At 71.2% G+C, this 26,004-nt stretch carries 16 protein-coding genes; all 16 read right to left on the minus strand.

Annotated features, from left to right (window positions below; translation table 11 throughout):
* A partial coding sequence (locus tag RMO57_RS16840; protein WP_310388568.1) for a DUF4157 domain-containing protein occupies positions 1 to 3,378 on the minus strand: 3,378 nt, incomplete at its 3' end.
* Between the two features lie 7 nt (positions 3,379 to 3,385).
* Complete coding sequence (locus tag RMO57_RS16845) at positions 3,386 to 5,284, minus strand: ATP-binding protein (RefSeq protein WP_310388569.1); 1,899 nt, start codon at positions 5,282 to 5,284, stop codon at positions 3,386 to 3,388.
* A gap of 27 nt (positions 5,285 to 5,311) precedes the next feature.
* A complete protein-coding gene (locus RMO57_RS16850; RefSeq protein WP_310388570.1) occupies positions 5,312 to 6,967 on the minus strand; it encodes a hypothetical protein in 1,656 nt (551 codons plus the stop codon).
* A gap of 178 nt (positions 6,968 to 7,145) precedes the next feature.
* Entirely contained in the window at positions 7,146 to 9,773 is a 2,628-nt protein-coding gene (locus RMO57_RS16855) for a hypothetical protein (protein WP_310388571.1), read from the minus strand.
* A 2-nt stretch (positions 9,774 to 9,775) separates the two neighbouring features.
* Entirely contained in the window at positions 9,776 to 11,485 is a 1,710-nt protein-coding gene (locus RMO57_RS16860; protein ID WP_310388573.1) for a hypothetical protein, read from the minus strand.
* 18 nt (positions 11,486 to 11,503) lie between these two features.
* Positions 11,504 to 14,464, minus strand: a complete 2,961-nt coding sequence (locus tag RMO57_RS16865) for a phage tail protein (RefSeq protein ID WP_310388575.1) — start codon at positions 14,462 to 14,464, stop codon at positions 11,504 to 11,506.
* A 13-nt stretch (positions 14,465 to 14,477) separates the two neighbouring features.
* Positions 14,478 to 16,751, minus strand: a complete 2,274-nt coding sequence (locus tag RMO57_RS16870; protein WP_310388577.1) for a baseplate J/gp47 family protein — start codon at positions 16,749 to 16,751, stop codon at positions 14,478 to 14,480.
* A gap of 10 nt (positions 16,752 to 16,761) precedes the next feature.
* Positions 16,762 to 17,160 carry a GPW/gp25 family protein gene (locus tag RMO57_RS16875; protein WP_310388579.1) on the minus strand — a complete coding sequence of 133 codons (399 nt, stop codon included), beginning with the start codon at positions 17,158 to 17,160 and terminating at the stop codon, positions 16,762 to 16,764.
* Complete coding sequence (locus tag RMO57_RS16880; RefSeq protein ID WP_310388580.1) at positions 17,160 to 19,268, minus strand: hypothetical protein; 2,109 nt, start codon at positions 19,266 to 19,268, stop codon at positions 17,160 to 17,162. Before RMO57_RS16880 ends, RMO57_RS16875 begins: the two co-directional genes overlap by 1 nt.
* Positions 19,269 to 19,278: 10 nt before the next feature.
* Complete coding sequence (locus tag RMO57_RS16885) at positions 19,279 to 20,001, minus strand: phage baseplate assembly protein V (RefSeq protein ID WP_310388581.1); 723 nt, start codon at positions 19,999 to 20,001, stop codon at positions 19,279 to 19,281.
* Positions 19,998 to 21,065 (minus strand): phage late control D family protein, encoded by a 1,068-nt coding sequence (locus tag RMO57_RS16890; RefSeq protein WP_310388583.1) that lies wholly within the window; start codon positions 21,063 to 21,065, stop codon positions 19,998 to 20,000. The genes RMO57_RS16885 and RMO57_RS16890 overlap by 4 nt, the downstream gene beginning before the upstream one ends.
* A gap of 22 nt (positions 21,066 to 21,087) precedes the next feature.
* Positions 21,088 to 21,255, minus strand: coding sequence for a hypothetical protein (locus RMO57_RS16895; protein ID WP_310388585.1), 168 nt, complete (start codon positions 21,253 to 21,255; stop codon positions 21,088 to 21,090).
* A 27-nt stretch (positions 21,256 to 21,282) separates the two neighbouring features.
* Positions 21,283 to 22,077, minus strand: a complete 795-nt coding sequence (locus RMO57_RS16900) for a LysM peptidoglycan-binding domain-containing protein (protein ID WP_310388587.1) — start codon at positions 22,075 to 22,077, stop codon at positions 21,283 to 21,285.
* A 1-nt stretch (position 22,078) separates the two neighbouring features.
* On the minus strand, positions 22,079 to 22,528 hold the full coding sequence (locus tag RMO57_RS16905; RefSeq protein ID WP_310388589.1) for a phage tail protein: 450 nt from the start codon (positions 22,526 to 22,528) through the stop codon (positions 22,079 to 22,081).
* 1 nt (position 22,529) lies between these two features.
* Positions 22,530 to 25,361, minus strand: coding sequence for a phage tail sheath C-terminal domain-containing protein (locus RMO57_RS16910; RefSeq protein WP_310388591.1), 2,832 nt, complete (start codon positions 25,359 to 25,361; stop codon positions 22,530 to 22,532).
* A 49-nt stretch (positions 25,362 to 25,410) separates the two neighbouring features.
* Positions 25,411 to 25,863, minus strand: a complete 453-nt coding sequence (locus tag RMO57_RS16915) for a phage tail protein (RefSeq protein WP_310388593.1) — start codon at positions 25,861 to 25,863, stop codon at positions 25,411 to 25,413.
* Positions 25,864 to 26,004 lie beyond the last annotated feature (141 nt).

Here is a 26,004-nt window from a genome sequence, read left to right on the forward strand (position 1 = left end):
GGCACCGAGGCCGGCCAGCTTGTTCCAGATCGGCGGTTGGTCGCCGGGCTCGCTGCCGGGCGGGTGCTTGTTGCTGAGGATGTTGGCTTCCATGCCGGCACCGCCGTCATCGCTGCCGGTGCCGTTGTAGCTGATCACGGAGGTCGGCATGTCCGCGTCGCCGACCCTGTTCAGCGCCTTGATCAGCGGCACCAGCGCGTTGATATCGTCCTGCAGCCGCTTCGAGCGGGCCGACTTCAGTGCATCGCGCTTGGCCTCGTCCTTTTCCATCACGCGTGGCTGCTTGGTCTGGATCTTCTTCACCAGCGCCAGCGCCGTTTGGTATTCGGGCAGGGCCTTGGCCTCATCGGGCAGCGAGGCGATGTAGTCGCTCCATGACTTGGCCGGTGAGGCGGCGACCGAGACCTGCACCTCCTCCTCACTGCCGTCTGTGATCAGCGTTAGCCGCTTGGTGCCGGCGCTGACCGGTGTCTTGGTCTTCCACCATTCCAGCAGCTTGCCCGCCAGCGACTTGGCGCCGGCAATGATGCTGGCGAACAGTCCCTTGACCGCATCGATGACGGCAAGGATCGCGTTGTCGACCTTCAGGCGCAGCTTGTCGATCAGGCCCTTGATCGACTCGGCAACACCCGAGAGGCCGACCTGGTCGCCGAGGAAACCGATGACCGCCGGCGTGGCCTTCTTCATCGCCTGGTTGAAGATCTCGGCCGGGCCGGCCAGTGAGCCGGCAGCGATGTCGAGCACGCCGTCCAGCGTCTGGTTGACCATGTCGACGATCTGGCGCGCCCAGCGCACGGCGGTCTTGATCGCGCGGTAGATGCGCCGCACCGCATTCACCACTTCCGAGAGGCCGGCGCTGGCCGCCGCCGCCGTGGCCATCACCGTCAGCTCGATCGCGACCCGCTCCATGATCCAGGCGACGATGCCCTCCAGCACCGACTTGCCGAACTCCTTGCCCGCCTGCACGATCTCCTTGGCCACCTCGCCGGGCTTCTTGGCCTTCATGTCCATGATCCAGTCCCAGGCGCTGGTGAGCATGCGCCAGGCGCTGCGCAGCTTGTCGACGGTTTCTTTTTCGAAGCGCTTTTCCAGCAGCTCGAAGAAATGCGGCATCGACAGGCCCAGTACGTCCAGCGCCAGTTTGACCAGGTCCCAGGGGTCGGTCCAGCTCTTGGGCTTGGCGATGCCTTTGTCCGCCAGCTCGCCGAACAGCCAGCCTTCCAGCCCGGCCAGCAGGTTGTCCTTGAGCTTGGCACCGTAGAGCTGCAGGCCCAGACCCAGCGCCTTGACCGCGTTCTTGATGAAGGCGATCGGCGCCTTGGAGACCACGTCCCAGGCCGCCAAGGCCTTGTTCTTGACCTGCACCAGCAGCTCGATCGGCAGATTGAAGACCTGCAGCAGCAAATCGAACGTGGCGCGGATCGCGCCCTTCAGGTCACGGGTGACGAAGACCGCGCGCACGATCCGCATCACCGTCGCCTTGGTCTTGGCCCAGGCCTCGTCGTTCTTGCCCAGCTCCTTGAAGATCTCGATCTGGCGCAGGATCAGCGGCACGATCCAGTCGACGAAGGGGTCGCGGATGCAGGCGGGAATCTTCTTCCACAGCGCGCCGGCGAGCAGCAGCGGCAACTGCGTCACGTCGATGATCAGGGCGCCGACCTTGGCCAGAAAGTCCAGCAGCGGCTGCAGGAAGGCGATCAACCGGGTCATCGCGCGCTGGACCCAGTCGGCCAGCGATGCCAGCTTGGTCGTCGCCCAGGCGGCCAGCTCGCTCGCTTTGTCCGCCACCCACTGCGCGGCGCCGACGAGGAAGTTGAGCGCCGAGCCGGCCGCCGCGCCGACCATCGCACCCAGGCCTGAGGCGAACTCGCCGAGCTTGCCGGTCACCGCGGCGGACATCTTCATCACCGCCGCGCTCATGCGATTGATCGCCGCGATCATCTGCGGGATCAGCACCGTCTGCGCATGGGCGCGGGCGCGCACCAACGCATTGCCGCCGGCCAGGTTGGCCCTGATCCACTTGACACCCTGGATCGCTGCGTAGATGGCGATGCCAGCGAGTACGAAGGGCCCGGCCGGCGAGACCAGTACAGCCACCGCGGCGACGGTGGCGAGCACCGCCTGGATCTTCTTTTTGTAGGGCTCGATCTTGGCCTGCACCCAGTCCCAGGCGCTCTTGGCCTTGGCCTGCACCCATTGCAGAATGCCGTTCTGGCCCTCGGGCCCGTCGCCGATACCGAGCTTGTTCTTGACCCAGGTCCAGGCCTTGGCGCTCAGGTCGCGCACCGGTTTGGCCAAGTCCCAGACCCAGTCCATCAGCTGCTGCACCTGACGCCATTGCTCGCCGGCGTATTTCTTCAGGAAGTCCCAGACCGGCGTGCCGAACCGGTCCCAGACGCCCGCGAGGAAGTCGCCCACCTTGCCGACCACGCCCTGGATCTTTTCGATCACCGGCGTGATCAGCTTCGTCGCCATGTCTTCGATTTTGGCGGCGGCGTCGGTGATGGGCTTGCAGTCATTCTGCGCGATGCGCGCGGCGGCCTCCTGCATGGACGAGAGCAGGGGCGCGATGTGTGAATGCAGGAATTTGGCCGAGTCGCTGACCGTCTTGACCGGCGCCATCGCGGTGTCGACGACCGTCTGCAGCGCACCGCTGACCTTGTCCTTGAGCCAGTCCAGCACACCCTCGGGGCCGCGCCTCATGATGGGCACCAGCTGCGGCACCAGCGCATTGGCCGTGCGCCAGATCAGGCCGCTCAGGATGCCTTCATCCTCGCCCTCGTACTGCGGCGTCGCGGCAGATAACTGGCCGCTGACCGCAAAAGTCCCGCCGCTGCTGATGCTGCTGGCGGCGGCCGCGGCCTCGCCTTCCAGTGAGCCGCCGCCTCCGCCACCACCACCGCTGCCGCAAGCGCAGCAGCCGCCGCCGTCGCAGCGCTGCACCGCCGGCGCGGCGCCGCGCGGCTGCCGCACATGGGCCAGCTCGTGCGCCATCAGGCCGATGTCGCGCGAACTCTCGCCCGGCCCCAGCACCACGTGCTGGCCGATGGCGAAAGCCCGCGCGCCGTGCGCCTGGGCCAGCCTTGCGGCGTCGCCGCCCTCGTGCACACGCACGGCCGACAGATCGGCACCGAAGCCGCGCTCAAGCCGGTCCAGCACAGGCGCCGCCAGCGCACTGCCGCCGCTCAGGGCGCGCTGCCGCCCGCCGCCCAGCTGCAACACGGGCGCCGGCCTAATGGCGGCGTTGGCGGCGCTGGCGGCCCTGGTGGCGCTTGCTGAACGGGCTGACGCGTCGCGCGTCCCCGCGCGGAAGGACGGCTGCGGCGCCTTGGCGGCTGTCGGTGCTGCCGCGACGCGGCTGGCGGTGCCTGCGCCCATGCTCGCCTCAATGCAGCACGCTCAAGGATGGGCAGTGCTGCCCGGCGCGCCGGTACTCGCGCTGCAGCGCGCTCAGCAGCTCGCCGGTGCCGACGCCGCCGTCGCGCTGCAAGCCCAGCAGGGCGGCGTGCAGCGCTGCATTGCGGATCTGGCCGCCGCTGAGCGGGCATCGGCGGGCGATCTCGTCCAGCGCGGCGCTGCTGACCGCATGGCTGGGCGGCAGGTGGCCTTGCCACAGGCCGTGGCGCAGCAGCGCGTCGGGCAGTGCGAAGTCCAGCGTCAGGTCCATGCGGCGGGCAAACGCGGTGTCGATGCGCTCGGCCGCATTGGTCGTCACCACCAGCACGCCGTCAAAGCTCTCCAGCCGCTGCAGCAGGTAGTTGGTCTCCAGGTTGGCGTAGCGGTCGTTGGCGTTGTTGACGCCGGTGCGGCCGGCCATCAGCGCATCGCCCTCGTCCAGCAGCAGCACGATATCCAGCGCCTCGGCGGCCTCGAACACGCGCTCCAGGTTGCGCTCGGTCTCGCCGATGTATTTGCTGACCGTGGCCGCCAGGTCCACCCGGTACAAGGGCCGGCCCAGCGTCGCGGCCAGGTGGCGTGCGGCCAGCGTCTTGCCGGTGCCGCTGGGGCCCTTGAACAGCGCGCGCACACCGTCGCCGCCGCTGTGGCCGAAGGCCGCCGGCAGCACGCCGCGCAGCCGCTCGCGGTGGCGGCAGCGGGCCAGCAGCGCATCGAATTCCTGCTGCAGCTCGTCGCCGAGGGCCAGCGTCTCGGCCTCGCCCAGCGGCGGCATGCGGCGCGCCGTGCCGTCCAGCATGAAGCGGCCGGCTGCCTCCAGCTCGGCCATCAGTGCGCCGGGGCGGCGATCGATGTCGGGCACCTGGGCGGCCAGCGTGTGGATGCGCCCGCGCGGCAGGCGCAGCTCGGCCAAGGCCGACATCGCCGACTTGGCCGGCGCCCGCCCCAACGCGGCACGCCAGTGCAGCTCGCGCTCGGCTGCATCGGGCGGCGCCAGCTCCAGCCAGCGCAGGTGGCGGCGCGCGGCGTCGAGCCCGCCGTGGCGTGGCAGCTTGACGGCGATAGCTCCGGCGTAGCCGGGCCAGTCGGGCAGGGCCAGGCGTTGGCCCGGTGCCGGGTCGGTGCTCAGCAGTGGCATGGCGCCGAGCAGCGTGGCCAGCGCCGGCAGCGCCGGGTCGTCCGAAGGGCCTTCGAGCAGGCCGAGGCCGCCTGTGCGGGCGATCGCGCCGGCCAGCGCCCGCCGCCCGCTGCCGGGCACGCCGCGCAGCGCCCAGCAGGCCCCGTCCTCAGGCCGCATGGCGGCTTCGCGCAACGCCTCGGGCAGGATCAGCTGGGCCCAGTCCGGCAGCGCCTCGCCAGGCGTGTAGCGCCAGGGGCGCAGCACCTGGCCGCGCAGCGCGATCCAGACAGCGGCGGGCATTTCCAGCACGCGGCGGCGCCCTTGCGGCAGCTCCTGCAGATAGCCGCCCTCAATCAGCCGGTCCAGCGCTGCGTCCAGCCCCGAAAGCATCATGCGCGTGCAGCGGCCCTCGTGGCCGCCTAGCGCCTCGGCCAGCGGCGCCAGCTCCGGCTCGTCGGCGATCCAGGCGCAGAGCAGGAAGCCGCTCAGCGCCGCCGCGTCGAGCGCCAAGGCGCTGCGCAGCCGCTCCAGCGGCAGGTTTGGCGGCGCATCCCCAGGCTGCTCCAGCAACTGCGCATCGAGACGCGCCAGCGCCTCGGGCAGTTCCAGGCCCTCGAAGCCGGCGCGCGCCGCCTGGTTGACGTAGAGATGCAGCACCGGATAGCGCTCCACCATTTCCTGCGGCGAGGCGAGCCGCGGGTTGGCATCGAGGATCAGCGCCAGTGCGCTGCGCAGCTGCCATTGCGCCAAGTGGCTCGCTGCGGTCATGGCCTGGGCGTCCATCGCGGCTCCTCGTCAATCGAAGTGGAAGCGGATGTCGCAGCCGGCGGCGGGGATCCAGCCGGGGTCGCGGTCGAGGCCGGCCAGGCGCACGGCAAGCGGCAGCCTGGCCAGCGAATAGAAGATGTCCAGGCGCTCGCCCCGGTCCTGCAGCCGCGCGGGCAGGGCGAGCATGCGGCGGATCTGCGCGCGCGCGGGCAGATCGGCGTGATCGGCGTGATCGCCGTGAGCGGCGTGATCGGCGTGATCGCCGAGGGCCTCGGCCAGCCGCGCATGCAGGCGCGGCCACAGCGGCAAGGGCAGCGGCTCCTGCGAGCCGGCACTGCGCGCTATGAGCCGGCGCCGCAGCGGATCGCGCCGCCAGCCGGGCCCTGCCCAAGCCTGGCCGGCCAAGAGCAGCAAGCGCCAGGGCGGGCAGGCCAAGCCGCGGTGGCGCGGCTGCGTGAAGTCGCCGTACAGGCCCAGGGCCAGCGCGGCGTTGAGCAGGAAGAACAGGCCGCCGTGGCGGGTGTCTGTCCACTGCGGCAGCGCGGCGACGAGGTCGAGCTGTGCGGCTCGCAACCCGGCCTCGGCCAGCAGCGCCGGGCGGGCGGCCGGCGGGTGGGCCTCGGCGCGGTTCGACGAGGGTGGCGTGTCCCGCGTGGTTGCCGCGGTGTCGTCGCCCTTGTGATCGTGATCGCAATCGGGTGTTTTCGATGGCCCGTCGCGGGCTTGCCGGGGCGTCGCCTTTGGTGTGAGCTGCCACGTCGACTGGTGTACCGGCATGGCGCTCGCACGTTCGCTGACCGCCTCGCTGGCTTGAAGCTTCGCTGGACCGCTCCCCTGGGGCGGTACTCGATCGACGGCCCGATCCAAGCGAGCGGGTGATTCGGTTTCCAGCAGCGAGGCCAGCCGCCACAGGCCGGCCGGGCTGGCAACGGCGCTCGCGTCGGACAGCAGCGCGGTGCAAATCCGCACCAACCGCTCGGCCGCGGCGGCGGCCGTCGCCGTCGCCGTCACCGTGGCCGCCAGGCCTCTCGCCGGCTGCTGCAACCCGCGCCTGTCCGGTGAGGCCGGCTCGGTGCCACCAAGCACCCATGCGTCAAGCTCGTCGGCCAGTGCATAGGCCTGGGCCAGCGCTGTGACGAGACGGCTGATGCCGTCCGCGCCGAGGCTGGCCAGCCACGCCCGTGCGCGCACCGGCCCCAGCCGTTGCAGCGCGCGTGGCATCTGCTGCGGCGCCTGCAGCCAGCGCGTCAATGCCTGTTGCTGCTGTCGCTGCTGCAGCGACGACGAGTCCCAGCGGCCGCCGCGCTGCGGCTGCAGGGCGGCCCGCCACCACCAGCGCTGATCCAGCAGCCCCGCCAGCGCATCGCGGGCCAGGCAGCCGAGCAGCTCGGCCTCGTCGGCGAACCAGACCGCCTCGGCATCGCCATCGGCCGATGCGGCGCGGCGCGCGCTGGCCAGCAGCGCCGCCAGCGGCGCGTAGCGGATGGCGCTGTCGCCGGCCTGCACCGTGTTCCAGCGCATGGCCAGGCGCCGCACCAGCACGATGGCATCGCCCGGCAGCCCGTGCCGGGCCGGGTCGGCCTCGGCCAGCCAGCGTTCCAGGCCTTGGCGCAGCCGCTGCTCGCCGGCCAGGCGCGCCGGCACGCGGGCTGTGCGGATCGCGTGGGGCAGCGCGCCGTTCATGGACGGGCCTTGCGCGCGGGGCATGGATTCGGGGGCGGGCGGTGAAAGCCCGCCCCCACGTGCGCGAGATTCGAACTCGCTGAACCGAGCGCAGCCCCGGACCGAAATCCGCGAACACGACCGGCAATACCTACCATGGCTTGCACGTTGAAACTTGATGGCTGCCGACCCATGGCTGTCATACCGCCAGGTTCAGCACATCGGTGATCAGGTCCAGCACCGCCGCGTCGGCCTTGATGACCTCGGTCGCCTGTTCGGCCAGATTGCCCTCGAACAGCCACAGGCAGGCATTCGCGTTTTTACGCGGGTTGTTCGCGTTCAATACCGGCAGTGGCGCGAGCGGCGAGAAGCCGATGCCGGTGCTGGTGCCGCTCATGTGGTTGCCGCGCACGTAGAGCATCAGGCCGTAGGCGCCGCTGAGCCGGATCGCCTCCAGCGCAATCTTGCCCGTCAGCGCCGCCTCCGGTTGCGTCACGCGGTTGCCCTCGACGGCCAGCGAGCGCGCATTGCCGACGAAGATACCGAAGCGGTTGCGCGTCAAGTCGCGCTCGCCCAGGCCGATCTGCACCTGGTTGTCGAGCACGCTGGCCCGCTCGACCGACAGCGGCGCGCTATTGGGTGCATCGCTGCGCGACAGGCCGATCGCGATGCCCTGCGCCACATGGCTGACGCTGTTGTGCGCGATCGTCACGAACGTCGCCGAGCTGCCGGCGACGACGATGCCGCGTTCCGGCGGCTGCAGCCGGTAGCGGCCGCGCAGACGGTTGTGGCGGATCTCGGTCAGCGCGTTGTCGGTGCACAGGATGCCGATCTGCGCCGCGCCGATCTGCAGGTCGCAGTCGACGATGCAGACATGGCCGGCCTCGGGCAACTCGGGCTTCTTGTCGGCGCCGCCCTTGCTCTTGGCCCGCTTCAGCAGGCGAAAATGGCGCCGCCGCTCGGCCTCGTCGCCGGACGCATCGCCCGCCTTCCCGGTGTCGGTGAGCCCGAAGGCGCTCAGGCGGTTGAAGAACTTGTCCGGCGCCTCGGCGGCCTCAGCCGCTGCGGCCACGGTCACGGCTACCGCCACGCTTTGACGCACGACGATGCAGGCGGCGCCGGCCGCGGCGGCATCGTCGCAGCTGGCGCTGAGCCGCTCGATGTGGACGCTGGGCACGTCAACGACGGTCAGCGCGCCCAGCAGGCCGGCACCCAGCTCGCCTTTGCCGGTACCGGTACCGATGCCGATGAGGCCGATGCCGATGAGGCCGCCCTCGACGGCCAGGTCACTGATCGTCAGCGAGTCACAGTCGCTGACGATCAGCGCCGCCTCGCCACTGCGGCAACTGAGCAGCGAGGCGGCGCCGTTGCCGCGGATGACGAGGTGGCCCAGGCCCGCCAGCCGCAGCGGCCCGGCCAGCGCATAGTGGCCGGCCTCGAAGCACAGCGTCAGGTCCGCGCCGCGGGCCAGACCGTCGATCAGCGCTTGCGCATCCATGCCCGGCCAGACGCTGCGTTCGCCGCAGACGCGTGCGCGCAGCTCGTCGATGGCTGTCTGCACGTCGTTGACACCGGGCAGCCGCGCGCGCTGGCCGTCCAGCCAGACCTCCTCGGCATGCGGCGCATTGGGCGCCTCGCGGACGAAGCACTGCGGCCCGCCCTCGACCGCATAGAGCCTGAAGCGCGGCCGGTTGCCGACGAGGCCCAGGTTGACCGCATCACGGCGCAGCGCCTGGCCCAGCAGCGCACGCACATCGCCGGGTGCCAGCGGCACCGTGTGGGCCGGCTTGCGGGTATCGAGGAAGGCCATACCGTCGACGCGGCGCGTGCCGCTCGCGTCGAGAAAGCCGGCCGGCGGCAGCCAGGCGAACCAGTCGGCCGCCTTCAGCCCAGCCAGCGAGCCGGTCGGGACCTCCGACAGCTGCTGCTGGAACTGCGCCAGCTGCGCCTCGCCCAATGCGTCCAGCCCGGGCCCGAACCAGGCACTCCAGGCCTGTGAGGCCTGTGAGGCCGGCTCACCGGCGACGCGGCGGCGCACCGCCCAGGCGTCGATGAAGGCGATGCCGGCGCTGGCAGTCAGGTAGACGAGGCCGAGCGGCAGTTCGCAGTCGCTCAGCGCGGCCGCGCGCAGTTGCTGCAGCAGCCCGCCGTTGCTCGGAGACACGCCGTTCTGCGCATGGGCCGCGGCCAGCGCTGGGTAGCCGAAGCAGGCATGGGCGACGGCGCTGCGCCATTTCGAGACCGCCGCCGCGCCGACCGGGTTGGCCGCCAGGCCCTGAGCAGCCAGCAGCGTGTCCTCGATGCGCAGCAGACGCAGCTGCACCGCCTCGACGATGGCGTCGCTGTTGCAACCCGCATGGCCCGGGTCCAGCGCCAGCACCGGCGCCTTGCCAACCTTGATGCTCAGCGGCGCCAGCGTCAGCAGGTAGAGGCCGTTGCCGGCCACATAGCCGCCGCCGGCCAGCGTGCCGCAGTGGCCGAAAGCGCCGAAACCGCCGCTCGTCTCAAACTTGCCCGGCTCGGGCGTCGGGGCCAGCGCCAGCAATTGCTCCGTGCCCAGGCACAGCGTCTGGCCGGCCGCGCTGATGCCCAGGCCTGCCGTCACACGCAGCTGGCGTTGTGGCGCGTCGGCGATCGAGATCTCCAGCCCGTGCACGACGCCAGCGCCGATGCCTTGGCCGAGCCGCGCGTCTGCCTCATGCTGCGCCTCCTGTGTGCGCGCCATATCGCCCTGCGTGACGAGGCGGCCGTTGAAGAAATTGACGTGGCGGATGGCCTGCTCGGTGAGCGGCGTACCCAGGCCGGTCGTGGTCGCGGTCGTGGTCATGGCTAGCTCCGGTCCGCGAAGTGGCTGACTTCGACCTGGAAAGCGAGCTGGAACTCGCCCTCGACGAGCTGTTGCGCGGCCAGCAACAGCACCGTGAAATCGATCCGGTTGCCTTCGGCATTGACCCGCTCGAGCAGATAGGGTGCGAAGCCGAATTGCGTGCTCTCCTGCCAGATCGGCGTGAGCTTGACGATGTAGTTGGGCAGCCTTTCGGCGTTCTCCACAGCGGCCCGCAGCGGGATGAGCAGCTGGGTCGGCTGCCGTCTGTTGATTCGCGGCGCCAGCGAGCGCAACCCGCCGTAGCCGCCCGCAGCAGGCACCATCTCCGCTTGGCCCTGCCCATTGCTCAGCGTGACGCGGACCTCGCCGGCGGCAACGATCTGGAAGTCCTCGGCGCTGCCGCGGCCGACGAACTGGCCGGTTGGCGCCGGCGCCGCAGGCAAGGGGCGCGGCTGCCACTGGCCGGCGCTGAAGGTCAGCACCTGGCCTTCGGTGATGGGCGCTGGTGCCGCCAGCGGCACGCCCTGCAGGCTGTCGATCAGCACATTGTCCAGCGTGCCCGACAGGTCGCCGCCCAAGGCCGGCAGTGTCGGGCTGCCATGCGTGTGGTCGGCGCGCGCATAGTCGAGCGAGCTGCCGGGCGAGGACGGCAGGCCGAAGCTGGTCTCGGCGAGGACGCTGTTGCCGGGCTCGCCGTCGCGGTCATCGCGGTCGTCGCGCCAGCGCAGCAGCAGCTCCTGCAGCATGCGTAGCGTCAGCAGCACGGGCCGGCGGCTCTCGTCGACGCTGACCGGATCGGCCAGCGCGTCGCTGAGCTGCCAGCCGTCGGCGGTGGCGACCAGGGCCAGCTCCAGCCGCGCCAGCAGCACGGCATCGTCCAGCGGCGGGATCGGCGTTGCGTTGCAGCTGCAGTCGGGCCGCGCCATCCACAGCGGCCGCAGCTCGGTGGCCCACAGGCGCAGCGCGGTGCGGAACAGCGCTTCGTCGGCGCCGGCCGGGATGCTGCCCTCCAGATAGTCCGCCGGTGCCAGCCAGGGCGGCGACAGCGGCGGGGATGAAGGGTTGAGCCAGTCCTGCGCGGCGGCGCGCAGCGCGGCGACGAAGCCGGCCTCGTCCAGCGCCGGTGAGGTGGCGACCAGCTCGGTGCCGAGCAGCCATTCGACGAAGTCGCGCAGCGCGTCTTCCTCGCGCTGCGCGGGTGGCACGGCGCGCAGGTCGAGCCGGAAGCTGTCGGCGACGCGCGACGGCGCCATCAGCTCGTCGTCGCTGCGGCAGGGCTCGCCGGGGATGGGCACCTGGTCGGTCAAGCACTGCAGATGGGACAGCACCAGGTAGGCGCTGAAGCCGGCCGGGCTGCCGCTCAGCCCGGCGTCGACCAAGGCGCCGTTGGCCAGCAGCCAGTCGTTGAGGTTGGCACATTGCTCGCCTTCCACGCAGACCGGCGTGCCCGAGGGCAGCCAAGCCATGCCCGGCGTAACGCGCACGCGCTGGCCCTTGTCGCCATCCGCTTCGATGATCACGGCCAAGCCGTGCACGGTGCCGTAGCCGAGCAGCTCGCGCGCCAGCTCGCGGCGGCGCGAGCCGGCGTAGAGCTGGTCCTGGACGAAGTCGTCCACGCCCATCAGCATGCCCAGCGTGTAGTTGACGCGCTTGCAGGTGTCGGTCGCGGCGCTGCCGGGACCGGGCGGGTTGGAGGGAGTGCAGCATGTCATGGTGTTTCTCCTGTTCGTTCAGCAGGCCAGCAGCAGGCGCTCGCGCGGTGGCTGCGGCGGACCGGCAACTCGGCTGGCGCCAATCTGGCCCGTGCCTATCACCCAGCGCGGCGCCAGCGCCGGATCGCGGCTGCCGATGCCCAGCAGCGTGTCCAGGCCGACGCGCGCCTGGCCGATGCGGAACATCGCCCAGTAGGGTTTGACGTTGAAGGCCGTGTGCGCCGGCTTGGCCAAGCTGACGACGCGACGCGCGAAGTCGATCTGCCGCGCCAACGCCGCCGCGTCGGCCAGCGGCCCGCTGCTCGGCAGCAGCACGCTGAATCGGTGGGCGTTTGCGCTCATCGGCTCCAGCCGTGTCTCGAACAGCAGCCAGTCCGACAGCGCTGCGCCGTTCGCCGGCAGCCTGTCAGGCGGCGGCAGCAGATCGAAAGCCGGCCATGCGCCCCAGGCCGAGACCATCTGCGGCGCGTCGCTGCGTCGGTAGCGCCGGGCGATGAAGCGCTGCCAGCGCGCCAGCGCGCGTTTCAATTCGTGCGCGATGCCGCCGGCCAGGAAGTCGCGCCAGGCCGTTTGCTGCGCCGTGTCGGTGGGCCAACTGGCGGGCAGGTCCGGGCCCATCGCGGCGGGCACTTTCGGCCGGGCGGTCCTGGCTTGCCAGGCGGCGCTGAGCTGAGCGGCCAGCTGTGGCACCGCGCCCAGCTCGCTGGCGCAGAAGGCGGTCCAGTGGCGTGTACCGGAGGCATCGGCGGCAGCGGCGGGCGGGACCGGGCGGAAGGGCAGCGTCGGGTCCAGCCCGGCGGCCTGGCGCGCCGCCGCATAGCGCCGCTGCAGGCCTTCCGCTCCCTCAGCCGGGCTCCAGCGCGCGGCCGGTTCGATCCAGCGCGGGCCTGCGTCGGTGACCGTCTCGCCCAGCAGCGGCATCGGCAGCCGCCGCGTCAGGAAGCGCTCGATGATGCGGATGCCGTAGGGCTGATCTTGCGAGCGGGCCGGCAACGCGAAGTCCTCGGGCCGCACGCACTTGGACAGCACCAGCTCGGTCGCCAGGCGCAGCCCCTGCGTCGTGCCGCGGTAGGCGAACAGCGGCACCGCAAAGCGGATCAGCAGGCGCTTGCGCGCGGGCGTCACCGCCGGGTCCAGCACCAGGCCCAGCCAGGACGCGAGCCAGTCCAGCGTCGCGTCTGGCGCGCTGCGCACGTCGAACAGCGCGGTGGCGGCAACGATGCGGTCCTCCAGCGCCGTGAACAGTCCTTCGAAGTTGGCCAGGAAGCGCTCGATGAAGTCGGCCGAGGCCTCGTCCTCGCGGTACAGCGCCGGCAGGTATTCGCGCAGATAGGAAAAGCGCGGGTTCCAGGCGCGCAGCGCCAGCAGCCGCGGTGTCGCCAGCTCCTCGCCGGCCAGCGTCAGACGCAGTTGCAGGAAGCGGCCGCGCGCCTGCTGGAACAGCAGCTCCCAGGAGCCCTTGCCGGCCGCCACGTCGGTGCGCGGTGCGGCATCGAGCAGCCAGGGCAGCTCGGGCCCTTCGGCGCGCAGCATCGGCGCCGGCTCGCGGCGCCAGCGCTGGTCGGGCAGGGCGGCGGCGCTGTCGGCGGCGCGGCTCTCGACGCTGAGCGTGCAGCCGGGCGGGATGCTGGCGTCGATGATCAGCCGGTGCCAGGGGCAGTCGGGCACATCGCCGTCCAAGGCCGGCGTGCTGAACGCCGCTTGCTGCGCGTAGCGCGGGCGCGATTGCGCGACCAGTGGCAGCCAGGCTTGCTGCGTGTTGACGGCGCTGGCATACATCAGGCCGCTGTCCTGCGGCACGCTGATGTCGGCAAATGTCGCCGCGCGGCGCACCAGGCCTGCGCTACCGAAGCGCCGCATCGGCAAGAAGATGTCGACCGGATCCAGCAGCATCGAGGGGCTGTGGCCTAGCAATAGATCGAAGGCGAAACACTGGTTGCCATCGGCGGCGGCGATGACCAAACGCTCGCCCTCTTCGCGCGGCGTCAGCGCACAGTCGAAGCCGCGCAGCGTGAAGCCGGCACGGTCAGCTTCAGGGATCAGGTCCAGCACGACGGCGGTCGAACGGCGGGCGACCATGATGCCGTCCACGTAGAGCGTTACTAGCGCGAAGCCGTCGCTGCCGACGCCGTCCATCACCAGCACCGAGTCGTCGGCCAGCACCTCGATGGCCACCGGGTCGCCGCCACCCAGCGCATCGACCGCGAGCTCGAACCAGGGCTGCAGCGCGGCCGGCGCCGGGTTGCCGGGCGCGAAGGCGGAGGGCGCCTGCGCGAGTTCAACCGGGAACTGGGCCTGCATGCCCAGGCGCCGGTCCAACAGCCAGACGCGGCCCTGCTCACGGTCCAGCACGGCCAGGCCGCCGCAGGGGCGCGGCGCCAAGTCAAGCGGCGCGAAGTGCCAGGCCGCGGGCCAAGCCAGCTCCAGCGCCGGACCGCCGGCGACGAGGTCGAAGACCTGCAGTCCGCCGGGCCGCCCCGGTGCCGGCAACAGGCCTGCCACCAGGTACTGCTCGGCGGTGATGGCCAGGCCGCGCAGCCGCCGCTCAAGCGGTACGGCCGGCGCCAGCGGCGCGAAGCCCCCCTTGATCCGCGGCCTGGCCTCGGCCGGCGTGGTGGTGGTGGTGGCGGTGGCGTTGGCGAAAACCGACACGCTGCGCGAACCGCCGGACAGCACATCGATGCGCGCGCCGCCATCGGCGATCCAGTAGACGCTGCCGAAGCGGTCCATCGCCGCGCCGAGGCGCTTGGCCGGGTCGGGCGGGGTGTCGCTGGCGGCGGCGCGGAAGCGCGAGATGCGCTTGGCCAGGCCGATGCCGCCGGCCTCAAAGGCCAGCGGCAGTCGGTCGCGCCCGGCCGCCGTCGCCCAGCCCCCGGCGAGCGCGCGTTCGACGCCGTCGCCTGCATCGATATGGGTGCAGCGCCCCCAGTCGGTCCGGCCGAGCAGGAGTTCGAAGTGGCTGCCGTTGGCGTCTTTCATGGCGTGGCTCGCATCAGCATTCGGACGGCACCACCGGCACCGGCACGATCCGTTTGCCGGCCGGAGTCGTTGAGGGCGCGGCCACCGTGCCGCGCAGCGCGTCCAGCGGCACGGCGGCGCCGGCCTCGACCGAGAGGCCGGCGATCAAAGGCAGCTGCAGGCCACTCATCGCAAGCTCGGTCTCGACCGCGCCGGAGCTGCCTTGGGCGAGGATGAGTTCGTCCACCTTCAGCACGCCGGGTTCGCGGGCCACCTCGGCCATCAGCTCCAGCCGGTTGACGGCCTTGCGCAGCGGCCAGCCCTTCTCCATGCCGGGGTAGTCCAGGGCGCTGTCTTCACCGGCATCGAGGGCGCCGTGCAGGCCGCGTGCTGGTGCCAGGTATTCGATGATGCGGGCCTTGACGCGGTCGCGCACGTCCGGTGTGGCAAAGCCGCCGGCCACCGTGATGCCCAGTGAGAGCCAGACGGGCTGGTAGTCAGGCCCGCGCAGCACCAGCTCGGTCGTCACGAGCCGGCGCGGGTCGAGGTAGCGGCACAGCGCGTCGAGGAAGGCGCGGTCGGGCGCGGGCGTGTCGGGCGCGCGCGGATCCTTGCGCGGCACCAGCATCAGCGTGACGACGCCGGGCGCATCGCCGGGTTCGCTCAGTCCCAGGTCGGGGTGCCAGGCCGCCAGCACCTCGACGCGGGCGATGTCGACGCCGGGCGCGCTGCGGGCGATCTGTTCAAAGTCGTCGGCGGTGACGAGGCGATCGCGGTGGCGGATGAAGCTGCTGATGCGGTCGACGCCGCCATCCACATTCTCGGCATCGGCGCCGCCCCAGGTGGGCTGCGGGTTGTCGGGCTTGATGCCGGGCGGCAGCGCGGGGCCGGCATTGATCGCGTTCGGCGCGACATTGCCGCGCGCGCCGTCGCAGACCTCGTAGCGGGCCACCAGGCGTGCGCCCAGCGGCGGCCGGGCGCCGTGCAAGCCGTCGCCGAAGCGCACGCTGCCGGCCTCGGCGTCGACGGTGAAGACGCGGCTTTCGCGGCGGTCCTCCCAGACCTGGCCCGGCGCACGCTGCGGGTCCAGCGCACGCACCTCGGCGCCGGCTGCCATCAGGTCGTCAATGGCCTGCCAGTCCTGCAGCTGGCCGTCGGCGATGACGCTGATCGTGACGGAACCGGCGACGACGCCGCCGCGGGCGAGTCGCAAGCTCTGGTCCGTGCGGCCCGTGCCTTCGCCGATCAGCTCGTTCTGCACCACGATGTGCTGCTTGATGGCCACCGCATTGACGCCGGCCCACAGCAAGCGCGCCCGCGCCGAAGCGGACGGCACGATGCGCAGCCAGCTGATGAGGCGCGCGGCGTCGGCGGTGTCCTCCAGCGCCGGCGGGCGGGCGCCAACGCCGGCCTCCAGCGGGTCGAGCTGGTCCCAGCTGCCGATCTGTTCGGGGCGGGTCGGCAGCGTGATCTCGACGACCCCGGGCCCGGCCAGTACGTCGTCGCTGCTGCGCGCGGGGCGCGCCTGGTAGCTCGCCTCGGCGCTGCCGACGACCGGCATCTCGTAGCTGATCAGCGAGGCCTGGTCGCCCCCGCCCACGCCCACGCCGGTGCGGCCCTGGCCCTGCGTCGGCAGCACGGCGGGCGCGTCGTCCACATAGGGCATCAGGCCCAGGCTCAGCGTGCGGCCTGCCAGCGCCTGACGCACGGCGTCCGGGTTCGCGCCCTTGGGTGCCAGCAGGGCCAGCCACAGCACGCCGTCGACGGTGTCGTTGTTGATGTCAACCGGCTGGCGGCCATCCAAGGCGCGGGTTTCGTACATGCTCAGCTCGGCGCCCGCGTGCTCGGCCTCGGCGGCGGCGTAGAGCAGCCGGTAGTAGGCGCTGTCGGCCGCGCCGGGCGTGACCTCGAACTTTACATAACTGCGCGATTCGATCGGCAGCACATCGATGGCAGCGGCAGTGCGGAAGGCGATGTCGCCGGCGCGCAGCTCGGTGCCGCCGGCCAGCGTGGTGGCGGCCGGCTGTGCGCGTTTGGACGTGAACTGCACGAGACCGCGCGCCGGCGTCGCCGGGGCCAGCGGCAAGCCCAGCAGCGAGAGGAATTTGAGCCTGCTGTTCTCGGGCACGCGGTTGCTGCGGTAGAGCAGGCTCTCGGCCATGAAGGCGAACAGCTCGACCAGCGTGACGCCGGGGTCGCTGTGCGCCAGCTGCGTCCATTCGGGCGTGTGCACCGGCACGCGGGCCAGCGCCGAGCGCACCAGATCCTGGAAGCTGCGGTCGTCGATGGTGGGTACCTTGATCGGCATGGTTATTCCTTCACCTGGTTCCCGCGACCGAGACGGCCAGCGAGACTCGCTCCTGTGCCTGGGTGGCGACGAGCCGGTAACTCAGCGTGGCGATGGCGGCCTGCGGGTCGGCAGGGTCGGCGGCGACGTCGATGGACTCGACCCGCACGCGCGGCTCCCAGGCCTGCAGCGCGCCCTCGATACGCTCGGCGATCAGCGTGTGGGTGCCGGCGATATTGGGCTCGAACAGAAAGCGGGCCAGGCCGGCGCCGAAGCCAGGCAGGTGCAGGCGCTCGCCCGGCTCGGTCATCAGCACGATGCGGATGGCCTCGCGCACGTTCTCCTCGCCGCTGGACCAGGCGATGGAGCCGTCCGGCTGCACACGCGGCGGGAAGGCCATGCCCCGGCCGTAGAGCTTGGAGGCGTCCATTACCGCTTCCTTCCTTTGAAGCCAGGTAGCGGGAAGCAGACGATGAAATAGGGCAGCCAGCGGAAGATGAAGTCCAGCAGGCTGACGATGATCATCAACAGCAGCAGCGCGCAGATCGTGATGATGGGGATGGACAGCGAGCACATGACGCCCAGCGAGAGGCCGTCGCCGGCCTTGCAGTCGCCCTTCTCGGGCACCGACAGCGGTTTGTGGAAGGGCCAGGGCAGCACGCTGAGCACCAGGTCGACGAGGCCGATGCCCTTCATGCGGTCGACCTGGCCGCACAGCATGTCGCTCATCATGAAGACGGCGTTTTTGTCGAACTTGCGCAGGCCGGCCGGGCTGATGTCGACGGGCAGGCCGATGCGGATCGGCCGGGCCGGCGCGTCGGAGTCGAAGAAGCCGGCCATCTGGAACGGCGGCGTCGCCGCGCTGACGACCGCCTCGTGGAAGGGCGTGCAGCCGGGCCGCTCGTAGACCAAGCGCATCACGTACCAGGCCTCGCGCATATCGGCCGGTTGCATCGAGGCCAGCGTCGGCTCGGGCGCCGGCCGGTCCGGGTCCGGCGCAGGCAGCGCGGCGGCGACCAGATCGGCCAGCGCGTCGATGCGGGCCTGGATCTTCTCGACCAGGTAGTCGCCTTCGGGTGGGTCGAAGTCTGCCTGCTCGGGCGGACGCAGCACGCCCAGCCAGGGGTCGGCGAACAGGAACAGGAAGTCGGGCCAGCCGGCTTTGACGCCGACGTCCGCCAGCGACTTGCCCGGCGGCGGGATCGTGAAGCTGTCCTGCACCGTCTCCAGCGATGCGGCGAAGGGCACGATGCGGATCAGCGCGTCGATCAGGTTGGTCTCGACAGCGGCGCTGCCGAATACGCCGCCGGCCTCGACCAGCGGGCCGAGGGCGCCGTCGCCGAGATCGGGCATGGCCGCAGCGTCCAGCGCGTTGTACAGCGCCAGCGCGGCGCCGGTCGGCGCGGCGGCCTGGACGTCCAGGACGTCCAGGCCGAGTTGATCCTTCAGGAAGCTGTAGAGGTCCAGCAGCAGATACCAGGACGAGGTCTGCAGCGCGCTGCGCTGTGTGCGCAGCGTGTCGGCATCGGGCTGCGTGGGGTCGTAGCTGCGACCATCGCTGGACTGCTTGAAGACCGAGCTCAGGCGGGCGGCCTTCAGCTGGCTGCTGTTGTCCGGGTCGGCGCTGGATGCGCCGAGCCCGACCTGGCCGTTGCCCATCACGCGGTTGACCAGCGCCTTCCACGGGCCCAGCACCTGGGTGTAGAACAGCACCAGGCGCGGATCGAGCGCGGCGCTGTTGTTGCTGCCGGCCGCGCTGCTGCTGCCGCCGCCGCTCGCCGCCTGCGTGCCGGCGCCCTGGTAGGCCTCGCGCCGGCCGACCGGCACGTTGCCGATGTAAAGCCGGCGCGGATGGCCGTCGTCCTGCACGTAGTTGGCCGGGAACAGGGCCAGCCTCTCCTCGGCCGGCGCGATCGTCGCGACAAGGCTTTCGGCATCGGCCGGGCCGATATAGCGCCAGGCCCCGGCCTTGCCATTGGGCACGAAGCCGAACTCGTCCCACTCGCCGGCCAGTCGCGGGTCCGGCAGCGGGTCGTCGCGCTTCGAGCTGGGCACACGCGGCAGCAAGCGGCGGATCACGTAGCAGACCTTCTGGCGCGCCGGGTCGACCTGCCGGTCCGGCAGGCCCGGCGTGCGGCAGACCAGCGAGCCGCCGACCAGGTAGTGGCGCAGATGAGCCGGCTGGTAGAGCTTCAGCAGGCCGGTCGAGGCCGGTGCGGCGCGGGCCGTGCGGCCCAGCAGCGCGCGCCGCCGCGCGGCCAGGAAGCGCGCCGGCTTGCCCTGCAGCCAGGCCTCGGGTTCGGCGGCCGGCACGGCACCGGGGCCGCGCCAGGTCTCGGCCATGGCCGCATGCGCGGGCAGCGCCGCGGGGCTTTGCTGCAGCAGCGCCAGCAGTTCGGGGATGAACTCGTCGTGCGTGAAGCGCAGGATCTGCGGCCGGCGCAGGGCGCTGCCCGGCTGCACCGCGCCGGCAGGGTCGGTCCAGAAGGGCTGCGGCGATGCCCAGGCGATGTCGTGCTTGGCGAGCTTGTTGTTCATCGCTGGGTCCTCACCAGATGTTCCCGGCGCCGGGGGTGTAGGAGGCGCTGATGATGCTGTTGCAGATCACCGTATCGGCCTTGACGACACCGGAGAAGCTGGACATGCCGGCGTCCACGCTGACCATGCTGGCCGAGACGTTGACGGTGCTGGCGTTGACGGTGACCTTGGCCGCGGCGTTGATGGTGATGCCGGCGCTTTCCAGCTTGACCGAGTTGCCGTTGCTGTCCTCGATCAGCACCTCGCCGGGGCCGTCCTTCAGCGTGACGCGCTGGCCGCCGGGCGTTTCGATCAGCAGGCTCTCCTGGCCGTCGGTGTCGTCCATGATGAAGCGCACGCCGTTGCGGGAGCGGATCAGCTTTTTGTCGTTGTTGCCGGCGCCGTCCATCGATTCGGGCGGCGCGTCCTGGCCGTTCCACAGCACGCCGATCACGTAGGGCCGCAAGACCTGACCCCCTTCGAAGGCAACCAGCACCTCGTCGTCCACGTCCGGGATGAACCAGCTGCCGCGGTTGTTGCCGGCCATCAGCGTGGCCATGCGGGCCCACAGCTCGCAGGAAGCCCCGGCGCCGTCGGGCGACCAGGGCAGCCGGATCTTGACGCGGCCCTGCTTGTCCGGGTCCTTGATGTCGGAGACCAGCGCCGGGTAGACGCCATGCCACAGGCCGCCCCAGCCGCCGGCCTCGCGCGAGCGCAGCAGCGCTTCCAGCATCGGTTGTTCGGCGAGGTTCATGGGTTCCCTATCCAGGCTCGTTCGACGACGAACTCGGTGCGCAGGCCGACCGCGACGTCGAAGCGGTGGCTGGTCTCGACCACCGCATAGGCGCCCGAGAACAGTGGCCCTAGGCCGCTCAACTTGACCGTGCGGCCGACATGCAGGCGCGTGTCGGCATCGGCGACGCCGCGGCCGCGCAGGAAGCGCCGCGCCAGCGCCCGCAGGTGCGACTCGGCATAGGCCTGGGCGGCGCCGCTGTCCAGCGGCAGGCAGTGGGCGACCTGGTCCTTGCGTGCGCCCAAGGCCTGCTGCAGCAAGGCCGGGCCGCTCGTGCCGCCGCCGGCTTCGGCACTGATGGCGCTGTTGCCGGCCTCGGACGAGATCGCCGCCTTGCCGCTGACGTCCCAGCCGGTGCAAACGACCGCGGTGCGCTGATGCGCCAGGTCGGCCAACACATGGAACTCACGCAGCCGTGCGCCCTGCACCAGTTCCAGCCCGGAGTCGCTGCGCGAGGCGCGTTTGGCCGCATACAGCCGGGTGCCTTCGAGCCAGAGATCGGCGTCGGCCAGCGCGGCGCGTTGGCGCAGGAAGGCGAGGTCGCTCTGGTTGATCTGCGTCAGCACCGCATGGCTGGGGCCTGACAGGTCGGTGTCGGCCGTCAGGCCGTGGTCGCCGGCCATCGTGCGGACGATGTCGGCATCGGCCTGGTTCTCGAACACACGCGTGCGGCGCGTCATGCGCAGGTCCTGCAGCCGGTCCTCGGCATGGACGAGCAGCGTCGGCGGTGCCAAGGGTGGGAAGCGCGCCTCCAGCCCCATGATGCGGCCGTCGAAGATCGTCGCGCCGCCGATTTTGACGACGAAGTCTTTGCCGAAATCGAGCACGCTGCGGTCGAACCAGAGGAAGCCGGTGCTGCCGCCCGCGTCGCCCCAGTTGCCGAACTCGGCCTCGCAGTGCGCCAGGCCCGCCTCGTTCTCGCTGCAGACAAAGCGCAGCAGGCCCGCGTCCAGCCGGGCTTGTGCCGTGCCGCCGACCGTGAAGCCGGGCCGGGCGGAGGCGATGGCGCTGCGGGCGTCTTCCATGGTTCGATCCGGTTCAATGCATTCAGTGCGCCAAGCGGCGCAGCATCAGCTCGGTGGCGACGGCCTGCAGCCTGCGCAGGTCTTCGGGGTCGGGCGGCGGCGCGGCGCTCGGCGGCGCGGCATTGCCGTCGCCACGGGGCTGCTGCTGCGGTGTGTCCAACACTTCGAACTCATTGATGACGACGGCCATGGTGGAGTTCCTTCCCTTTGTTTTGCGTCAAGAACGCGGTGTGGTGATGGAGGCCGACAGGTTCAGCAACTGGCCGGCGGCTAACTGCCGTGGGTTGTCGATGCCGTTGGCCGAGGCGAGTGCCTGCCAGGACACGCCGGCACCGGCCGCTGCCGCCAGGCCCTGCAGCGTGCTGCCGGCGGCGGCGGGCGTCATCGGCACCGTGCCGGGCGCCCTCGCCGCAGCCGGCAGGCCCGGCAGCGCGCCCGGGCTGCCGCCGAAGTCGGAGATCAGGATGGTCTGCTGCGACATCCCCATCGACAGCGTCGAGCGCAGCGCCTTGCCTTCGGGCGAGAAGTAGTCGATGGTCTCCTCGATGCTGTCGATCAGGCCCTTGAAGTTGAAGCAGCCCCAGCTGAAGCGCAGGCCCGGCGGCAGGAATTTGGACGGGTCGCTCTGCGCCTTCTTGCCCTTGATGAAGTAGATGACTTGCTGACTCAGCTTGCGCACATCGTCGACACCGGCGTGGCCGGCATCGAACCACAGCTGCACCGAGAGCTTGGTCGTGCCCGCGCCGATGAACTGCCGGCCCTGCGTGCCACCCGCCTGGTCACTACCGCCACCACCGCCACCACCACCGCCACCGCCACCGCCACCGCCACCACCTGCGGCGCTGCCGGCGGTGTTGCTGCTGCTGTTGTTTTGGATCTGGTTGGCGAAGCTGAGTTTCAGCGACTCCGGGTTGAACTGGACCGTGACGGTCTTGCCGCCCGGCAGGTCGTCCAGCAAGTTTTCGGCGAGTTCGACCAGCAGGGCCTTGCTGGCATGGGTATCCGTGTTCATCTCATCGCCCCGGCTGCAGCGTGAACGACTCGTAGGCGATCTGCAGCTCCTCGACCGCGACCGCGCCGTCCTTGGCGCTGAAACTCGGCGCCTTCAGCTTGACCGGCAAGCAGCGCTGCAGCACGACGCGGGCGCGCTCGCTGGCGCCGTCGGAGGCGAAGAGCACGACGGTGGCCTGGGCACGCTTGCCTGGGTTGGCCAGGCTGTCGGACATCCAGCGCCACAGCTCGAAACTGTCCTCGCTCATGCCTCGTTTGAGCGTCAGCTGGCCGAAGGTGGCCGGCCCGGCCAGGCGGATCTGCCGGTCGTTGCTGCCGCCCTCGCGGATGGTCTTCACGTCCATAGCCATCTCGATGCCGTCGCAGTCCGAAAAGGCCGCGCTGACCAAGGGCGCGGACGCACCGTCGGGCACGATTTCGACGGCGAAGTTGAAGGCGGTGAATGGGCGCATGTCAGTGGACTTCCTGGGACTGGACGCGCTCACCGCTGCGCATCAGCAGCACCGTGAGGAAGCTCATGGGCAGCGCCGGGGCGACCTTCAACTCGACCCAGAACTGGCCGGCGTCGCGCCGCTGGCGGGTGTTGATGTCGTCGCCGACATTGACCTGGAAGGCTTGGGCGGCGCTTGCGCCGGCCAGGGCACCCCGGCGGTAGAGCTGGTCCAGCATGGCCTCGAAGCCGCGCTCGACCGTGCGGCGCAGCGTCGCGCCATTGGGCTCGAACACATAGGTGACGCCGCGCTGCAGCGCCAGCCGGCGCAGCAAGCACATCAGCCGACGCACATTGATCGGCCGCCAGTCGGCCGCTGGCGACAGCGTGTCCGAGCTGCTGACGATGAAGCCGATCGGCGCGCTGCGCAGCAAGTTGACTTGCGCATCGAGCAGCTGCTGGCGTTGGTCCAGCGTCGGCCGCAGACCGGGCCGGCTCAGCGAGACGACATCGCGCAGCGGGCGATTGGCCGCTGCGATCCAGGCGCCGCGCTCTAGCGCCGTTGCCGCCAGCTGGCCGCAGACCGGGCCGTCGGGCGGGAACCAGATTTCGTCGGCGTCCCTGCGGATCATCAGCCAGGGATGCAGCAGCGCGCCGTGCGACAGCGCACGACTCTCGTTCTCGCCAATCGCCGGCGGGTCGCCCGGGTCGCCCGGGCCGGCCAGCGCCTCGGCCTGCGAAGAACGCAGCCGGTCCGCATGTCGGCAGGCCTGCTCGCTGTCGTAGCCAATGGGCAGTGACAGCAGGGCCAGCATGTCGCCGCGGCCGGCGGCCGTGCGCAGCATCAGCCGGTGGATGGCGGTGAGGGTCAGGTCTTGCCAGGGCAGTGTTTCCCAGCCCTGCAGGCCGATGACGATGCGCACCGGCGCCGACCAGGGCGAGCGCCGTGGCCCGAGCCGGGCACGCACGCGGTAGAAGGCGGTGCCGGGCTTGCGCGGGCCAGTGTCGAAGCGGGTGGCCTGCCCTTGCTGAATGGTGACGGCGCTGTCGAAGGCAGACTCGATCGCCTGCTGCAACTCGTAGTCGGCGCCGGCGATGACATGGGTCCAGAACAGCGTCAACGAGCCGTCGGCGCGCGGGTCCGGGCCGCGCACGAAGGCGGGGCGAGGCAGCGGCGCGCTGTCGCAGGCGCGGAAGGCTTCGCCAGCGCAAGGGTCGGGCGGTTCCGGCTTGGGCTCCGGCAGCAGCGGCAGCTCGGTCCAGGCGGCGGGCGGCGCGGCGATAGGCTGCCAGCCGGGGTGGATGGCATCGGGCAGCAGCAGCAAGGTCGGCTCGTCCGCGAAGCCATCCGGCCGGGCGCCGAAGGCCGCGTGCATGCCGTGCAGCGGCGCTGGCCGGCGCGGGTTCGGCCCGGTCAGGCGCAGTGCCTCGGCCTGGTGGGCCAGCAGGTCGGCGCCATAGCCGGTCAGCAGCGGCTCGGCGAACAGCCGCCAGCCGAACTCGTGCAGGCCGTCGCGTTGCAGTGCGGCGAGGGGGCTGGGCAGCGCATGCAGCTGGGCGTCGAAGTCGTCCAGGTCGTCGAGAGGGACGAGCAGGCCGGTGCCGACCAGCGGGTCGGAGGCGAGGTCGAAGCGGCTGCTGAGCCGGCCCAGCGCGTCGCGCTCGGCGAAGGCGCCGGTGGTGGCGAGGCCGCTGCCGCCAAATAGCTGCTCGTCGTCGGGCAGGCCGAAGACGCTGCGCGCGCCAGGGTCTGCCGGGTCGTCCGGGCTGGCCAGGCTGAGGTCGGCCAGCAAGTCCTGCTGCCCGGGCGAGGAGCGGGTGCGCAGGTCCAGCCGCAGCAACTGCAGCAGACGCGGCTGCGGGTCGGCGCACCAGGCCTCGAAGGCTTGGCGTGCACTGTGCAGCGACAGCCGCCAGGGCCGGCCGGTGATGACGATCTCGACCCGGCCGTCCAGGCCCGGCGCGGCGCTGATCTCGGGCTCATCGATGCTCATCCAGGCGCGGCGCTGCGGGAAGCCCAGTGCCAGCACCTGGCCGCGCTGCGGCAGGTCCTGCGGCAGCAGGCGCAGCCACAGGCTCAGGCGCCCGTCGGCATGCCACTGATGGCGCACGGCCGGCGTGGCGTCGGCGCCTTCGGTGCCTTCAGGCACGGGCTGCATGCTGACGGCGTCGCCGAGCAGCGGCTTCAGCGCGACCCGGCCGTCGATGCGCAGGCGCAGGCCGTCGATCGCGGCCACCCGCAGGTGCAGGCGGATCGGCCCCAGCGCGATGCGCAGCAGGTCTCCCGGGCGCAGCGCAGTACCCAGCGCACCGGGCGTAGCGGGCGCACCGGGCGCAGAGGGTGCAGCGAGCTCCAGCGTGTACTTGTCCAGCGCACGGGCGCGCAGCGGCGTCGGCAGCAGGCGAGCCGCCACCTGGACGGTGTCGGCGCCGCTGCCGGGGCTGCGAGCGGGCAGGCTGGCCGGGCGCAGCTGCCATGGCCGGCCCGCGCCGCGGCGGCGCACACGCAGCAGCGAGGGCAGCGGGAGGCGGCTGGTCTTGAGGCCGGCGCCCGCCACTCGCTGCACCCAGCAACGCCGCCCGCCCTGGCTGAAGAAGGCGCGCACGGCGGCGTGTAGATGGCCCGTTAGCCGGGCGCCGGTGGCCGTGTCCAGCGCCAGCGGCAGCGGGCCGCCGAAGACGGTCTCGAACTCCGCCAGGCTCTCGACCGCGACCGCTGCCGTCAGCGGGCCGCTGCCGGCGAAGCCGACGAACAGCGCGATGTCCATCCGCGGCAGCGTCAGGTCGAGTGTCGGCGGTGGCACGTCGAACCTGACGCCGGGCAGGCGGCGTAGCGATGGCGGGTTGCGGGTCATGTCAGTGGCCTCTGGCGCAGCGTTGCGGGGCGAGCGCCGGGATTCGTTTTCATTCCATCTCGAGCCGCTCGTAGGCCAACACCAGCTCTTCCATGGCGACGTCGGTGCCCTTGGCGTTGAAAGGGCCGCTGGTGTGCTTGATGATGCGGGCGCGCAGCAGCTTCCAGGTCTGGACGATCTGCGTGTGGTCCTCGTTCTGCAGCTGGATGGTGACCGTGCGCAGCGCGCTCTGGTCGCCGTTGCGGATCTGGTCCAGCCATTGGTAGAGCGACAGCGAGCCGATCACGCCGCGCTTCATCGTCACGTCGGTGGCCTTGTTGAGGCCGGTGATTTTCATCACGCTGTTCTCGCGGCTGTTGCCGGTGCGGTACTCGGCAACGGTCACTTCCATACCGACACCGCTGACTTCCTGGAAGCCGGCGTCGGCCCCATCGGTGACGCCGTTGCCGAGGTCGACGAGGAAGTTGAACTGCACATAGGGACGTTCTCTGAGGACGGCCATGGTGATCTCCTTGAGGGCTCAGTTATCCATTGCGCAATCGCGGCGCCCGCGACGCATGAAAGAGCATTCGGGCCGAGCGCCGGGCCGCTCCCAAGCCGGCCCGCGCTGGCGATGTGCTTGCGGCTCAATGCCGCCAGCATC

This window comes from Roseateles sp. (assembly GCF_031397715.1).
Lineage (GTDB): Bacteria > Pseudomonadota > Gammaproteobacteria > Burkholderiales > Burkholderiaceae_C > Paucibacter_A.

Excerpts from the sequence above, each read along its gene's own strand:
- RMO57_RS16845 (WP_310388569.1), bottom strand. The coding sequence starts at position 5,284 with ATGACCGCAGCGAGCCACTTGGCGCAATGGCAGCTGCGCAGCGCACTG.
- RMO57_RS16850 (WP_310388570.1), bottom strand. The coding sequence starts at position 6,967 with ATGAACGGCGCGCTGCCCCACGCGATCCGCACAGCCCGCGTGCCGGCG.
- RMO57_RS16855 (WP_310388571.1), bottom strand. The coding sequence starts at position 9,773 with ATGACCACGACCGCGACCACGACCGGCCTGGGTACGCCGCTCACCGAG.
- RMO57_RS16860 (WP_310388573.1), bottom strand. The coding sequence starts at position 11,485 with ATGACATGCTGCACTCCCTCCAACCCGCCCGGTCCCGGCAGCGCCGCG.
- RMO57_RS16865 (WP_310388575.1), bottom strand. The coding sequence starts at position 14,464 with ATGAAAGACGCCAACGGCAGCCACTTCGAACTCCTGCTCGGCCGGACC.
- RMO57_RS16870 (WP_310388577.1), bottom strand. The coding sequence starts at position 16,751 with ATGCCGATCAAGGTACCCACCATCGACGACCGCAGCTTCCAGGATCTG.
- RMO57_RS16875 (WP_310388579.1), bottom strand. The coding sequence starts at position 17,160 with ATGGACGCCTCCAAGCTCTACGGCCGGGGCATGGCCTTCCCGCCGCGT.
- RMO57_RS16880 (WP_310388580.1), bottom strand. The coding sequence starts at position 19,268 with ATGAACAACAAGCTCGCCAAGCACGACATCGCCTGGGCATCGCCGCAG.
- RMO57_RS16885 (WP_310388581.1), bottom strand. The coding sequence starts at position 20,001 with ATGAACCTCGCCGAACAACCGATGCTGGAAGCGCTGCTGCGCTCGCGC.
- RMO57_RS16890 (WP_310388583.1), bottom strand. The coding sequence starts at position 21,065 with ATGGAAGACGCCCGCAGCGCCATCGCCTCCGCCCGGCCCGGCTTCACG.
- RMO57_RS16895 (WP_310388585.1), bottom strand. The coding sequence starts at position 21,255 with ATGGCCGTCGTCATCAATGAGTTCGAAGTGTTGGACACACCGCAGCAG.
- RMO57_RS16900 (WP_310388587.1), bottom strand. The coding sequence starts at position 22,077 with ATGAACACGGATACCCATGCCAGCAAGGCCCTGCTGGTCGAACTCGCC.
- RMO57_RS16905 (WP_310388589.1), bottom strand. The coding sequence starts at position 22,528 with ATGCGCCCATTCACCGCCTTCAACTTCGCCGTCGAAATCGTGCCCGAC.
- RMO57_RS16910 (WP_310388591.1), bottom strand. The coding sequence starts at position 25,361 with ATGACCCGCAACCCGCCATCGCTACGCCGCCTGCCCGGCGTCAGGTTC.
- RMO57_RS16915 (WP_310388593.1), bottom strand. The coding sequence starts at position 25,863 with ATGGCCGTCCTCAGAGAACGTCCCTATGTGCAGTTCAACTTCCTCGTC.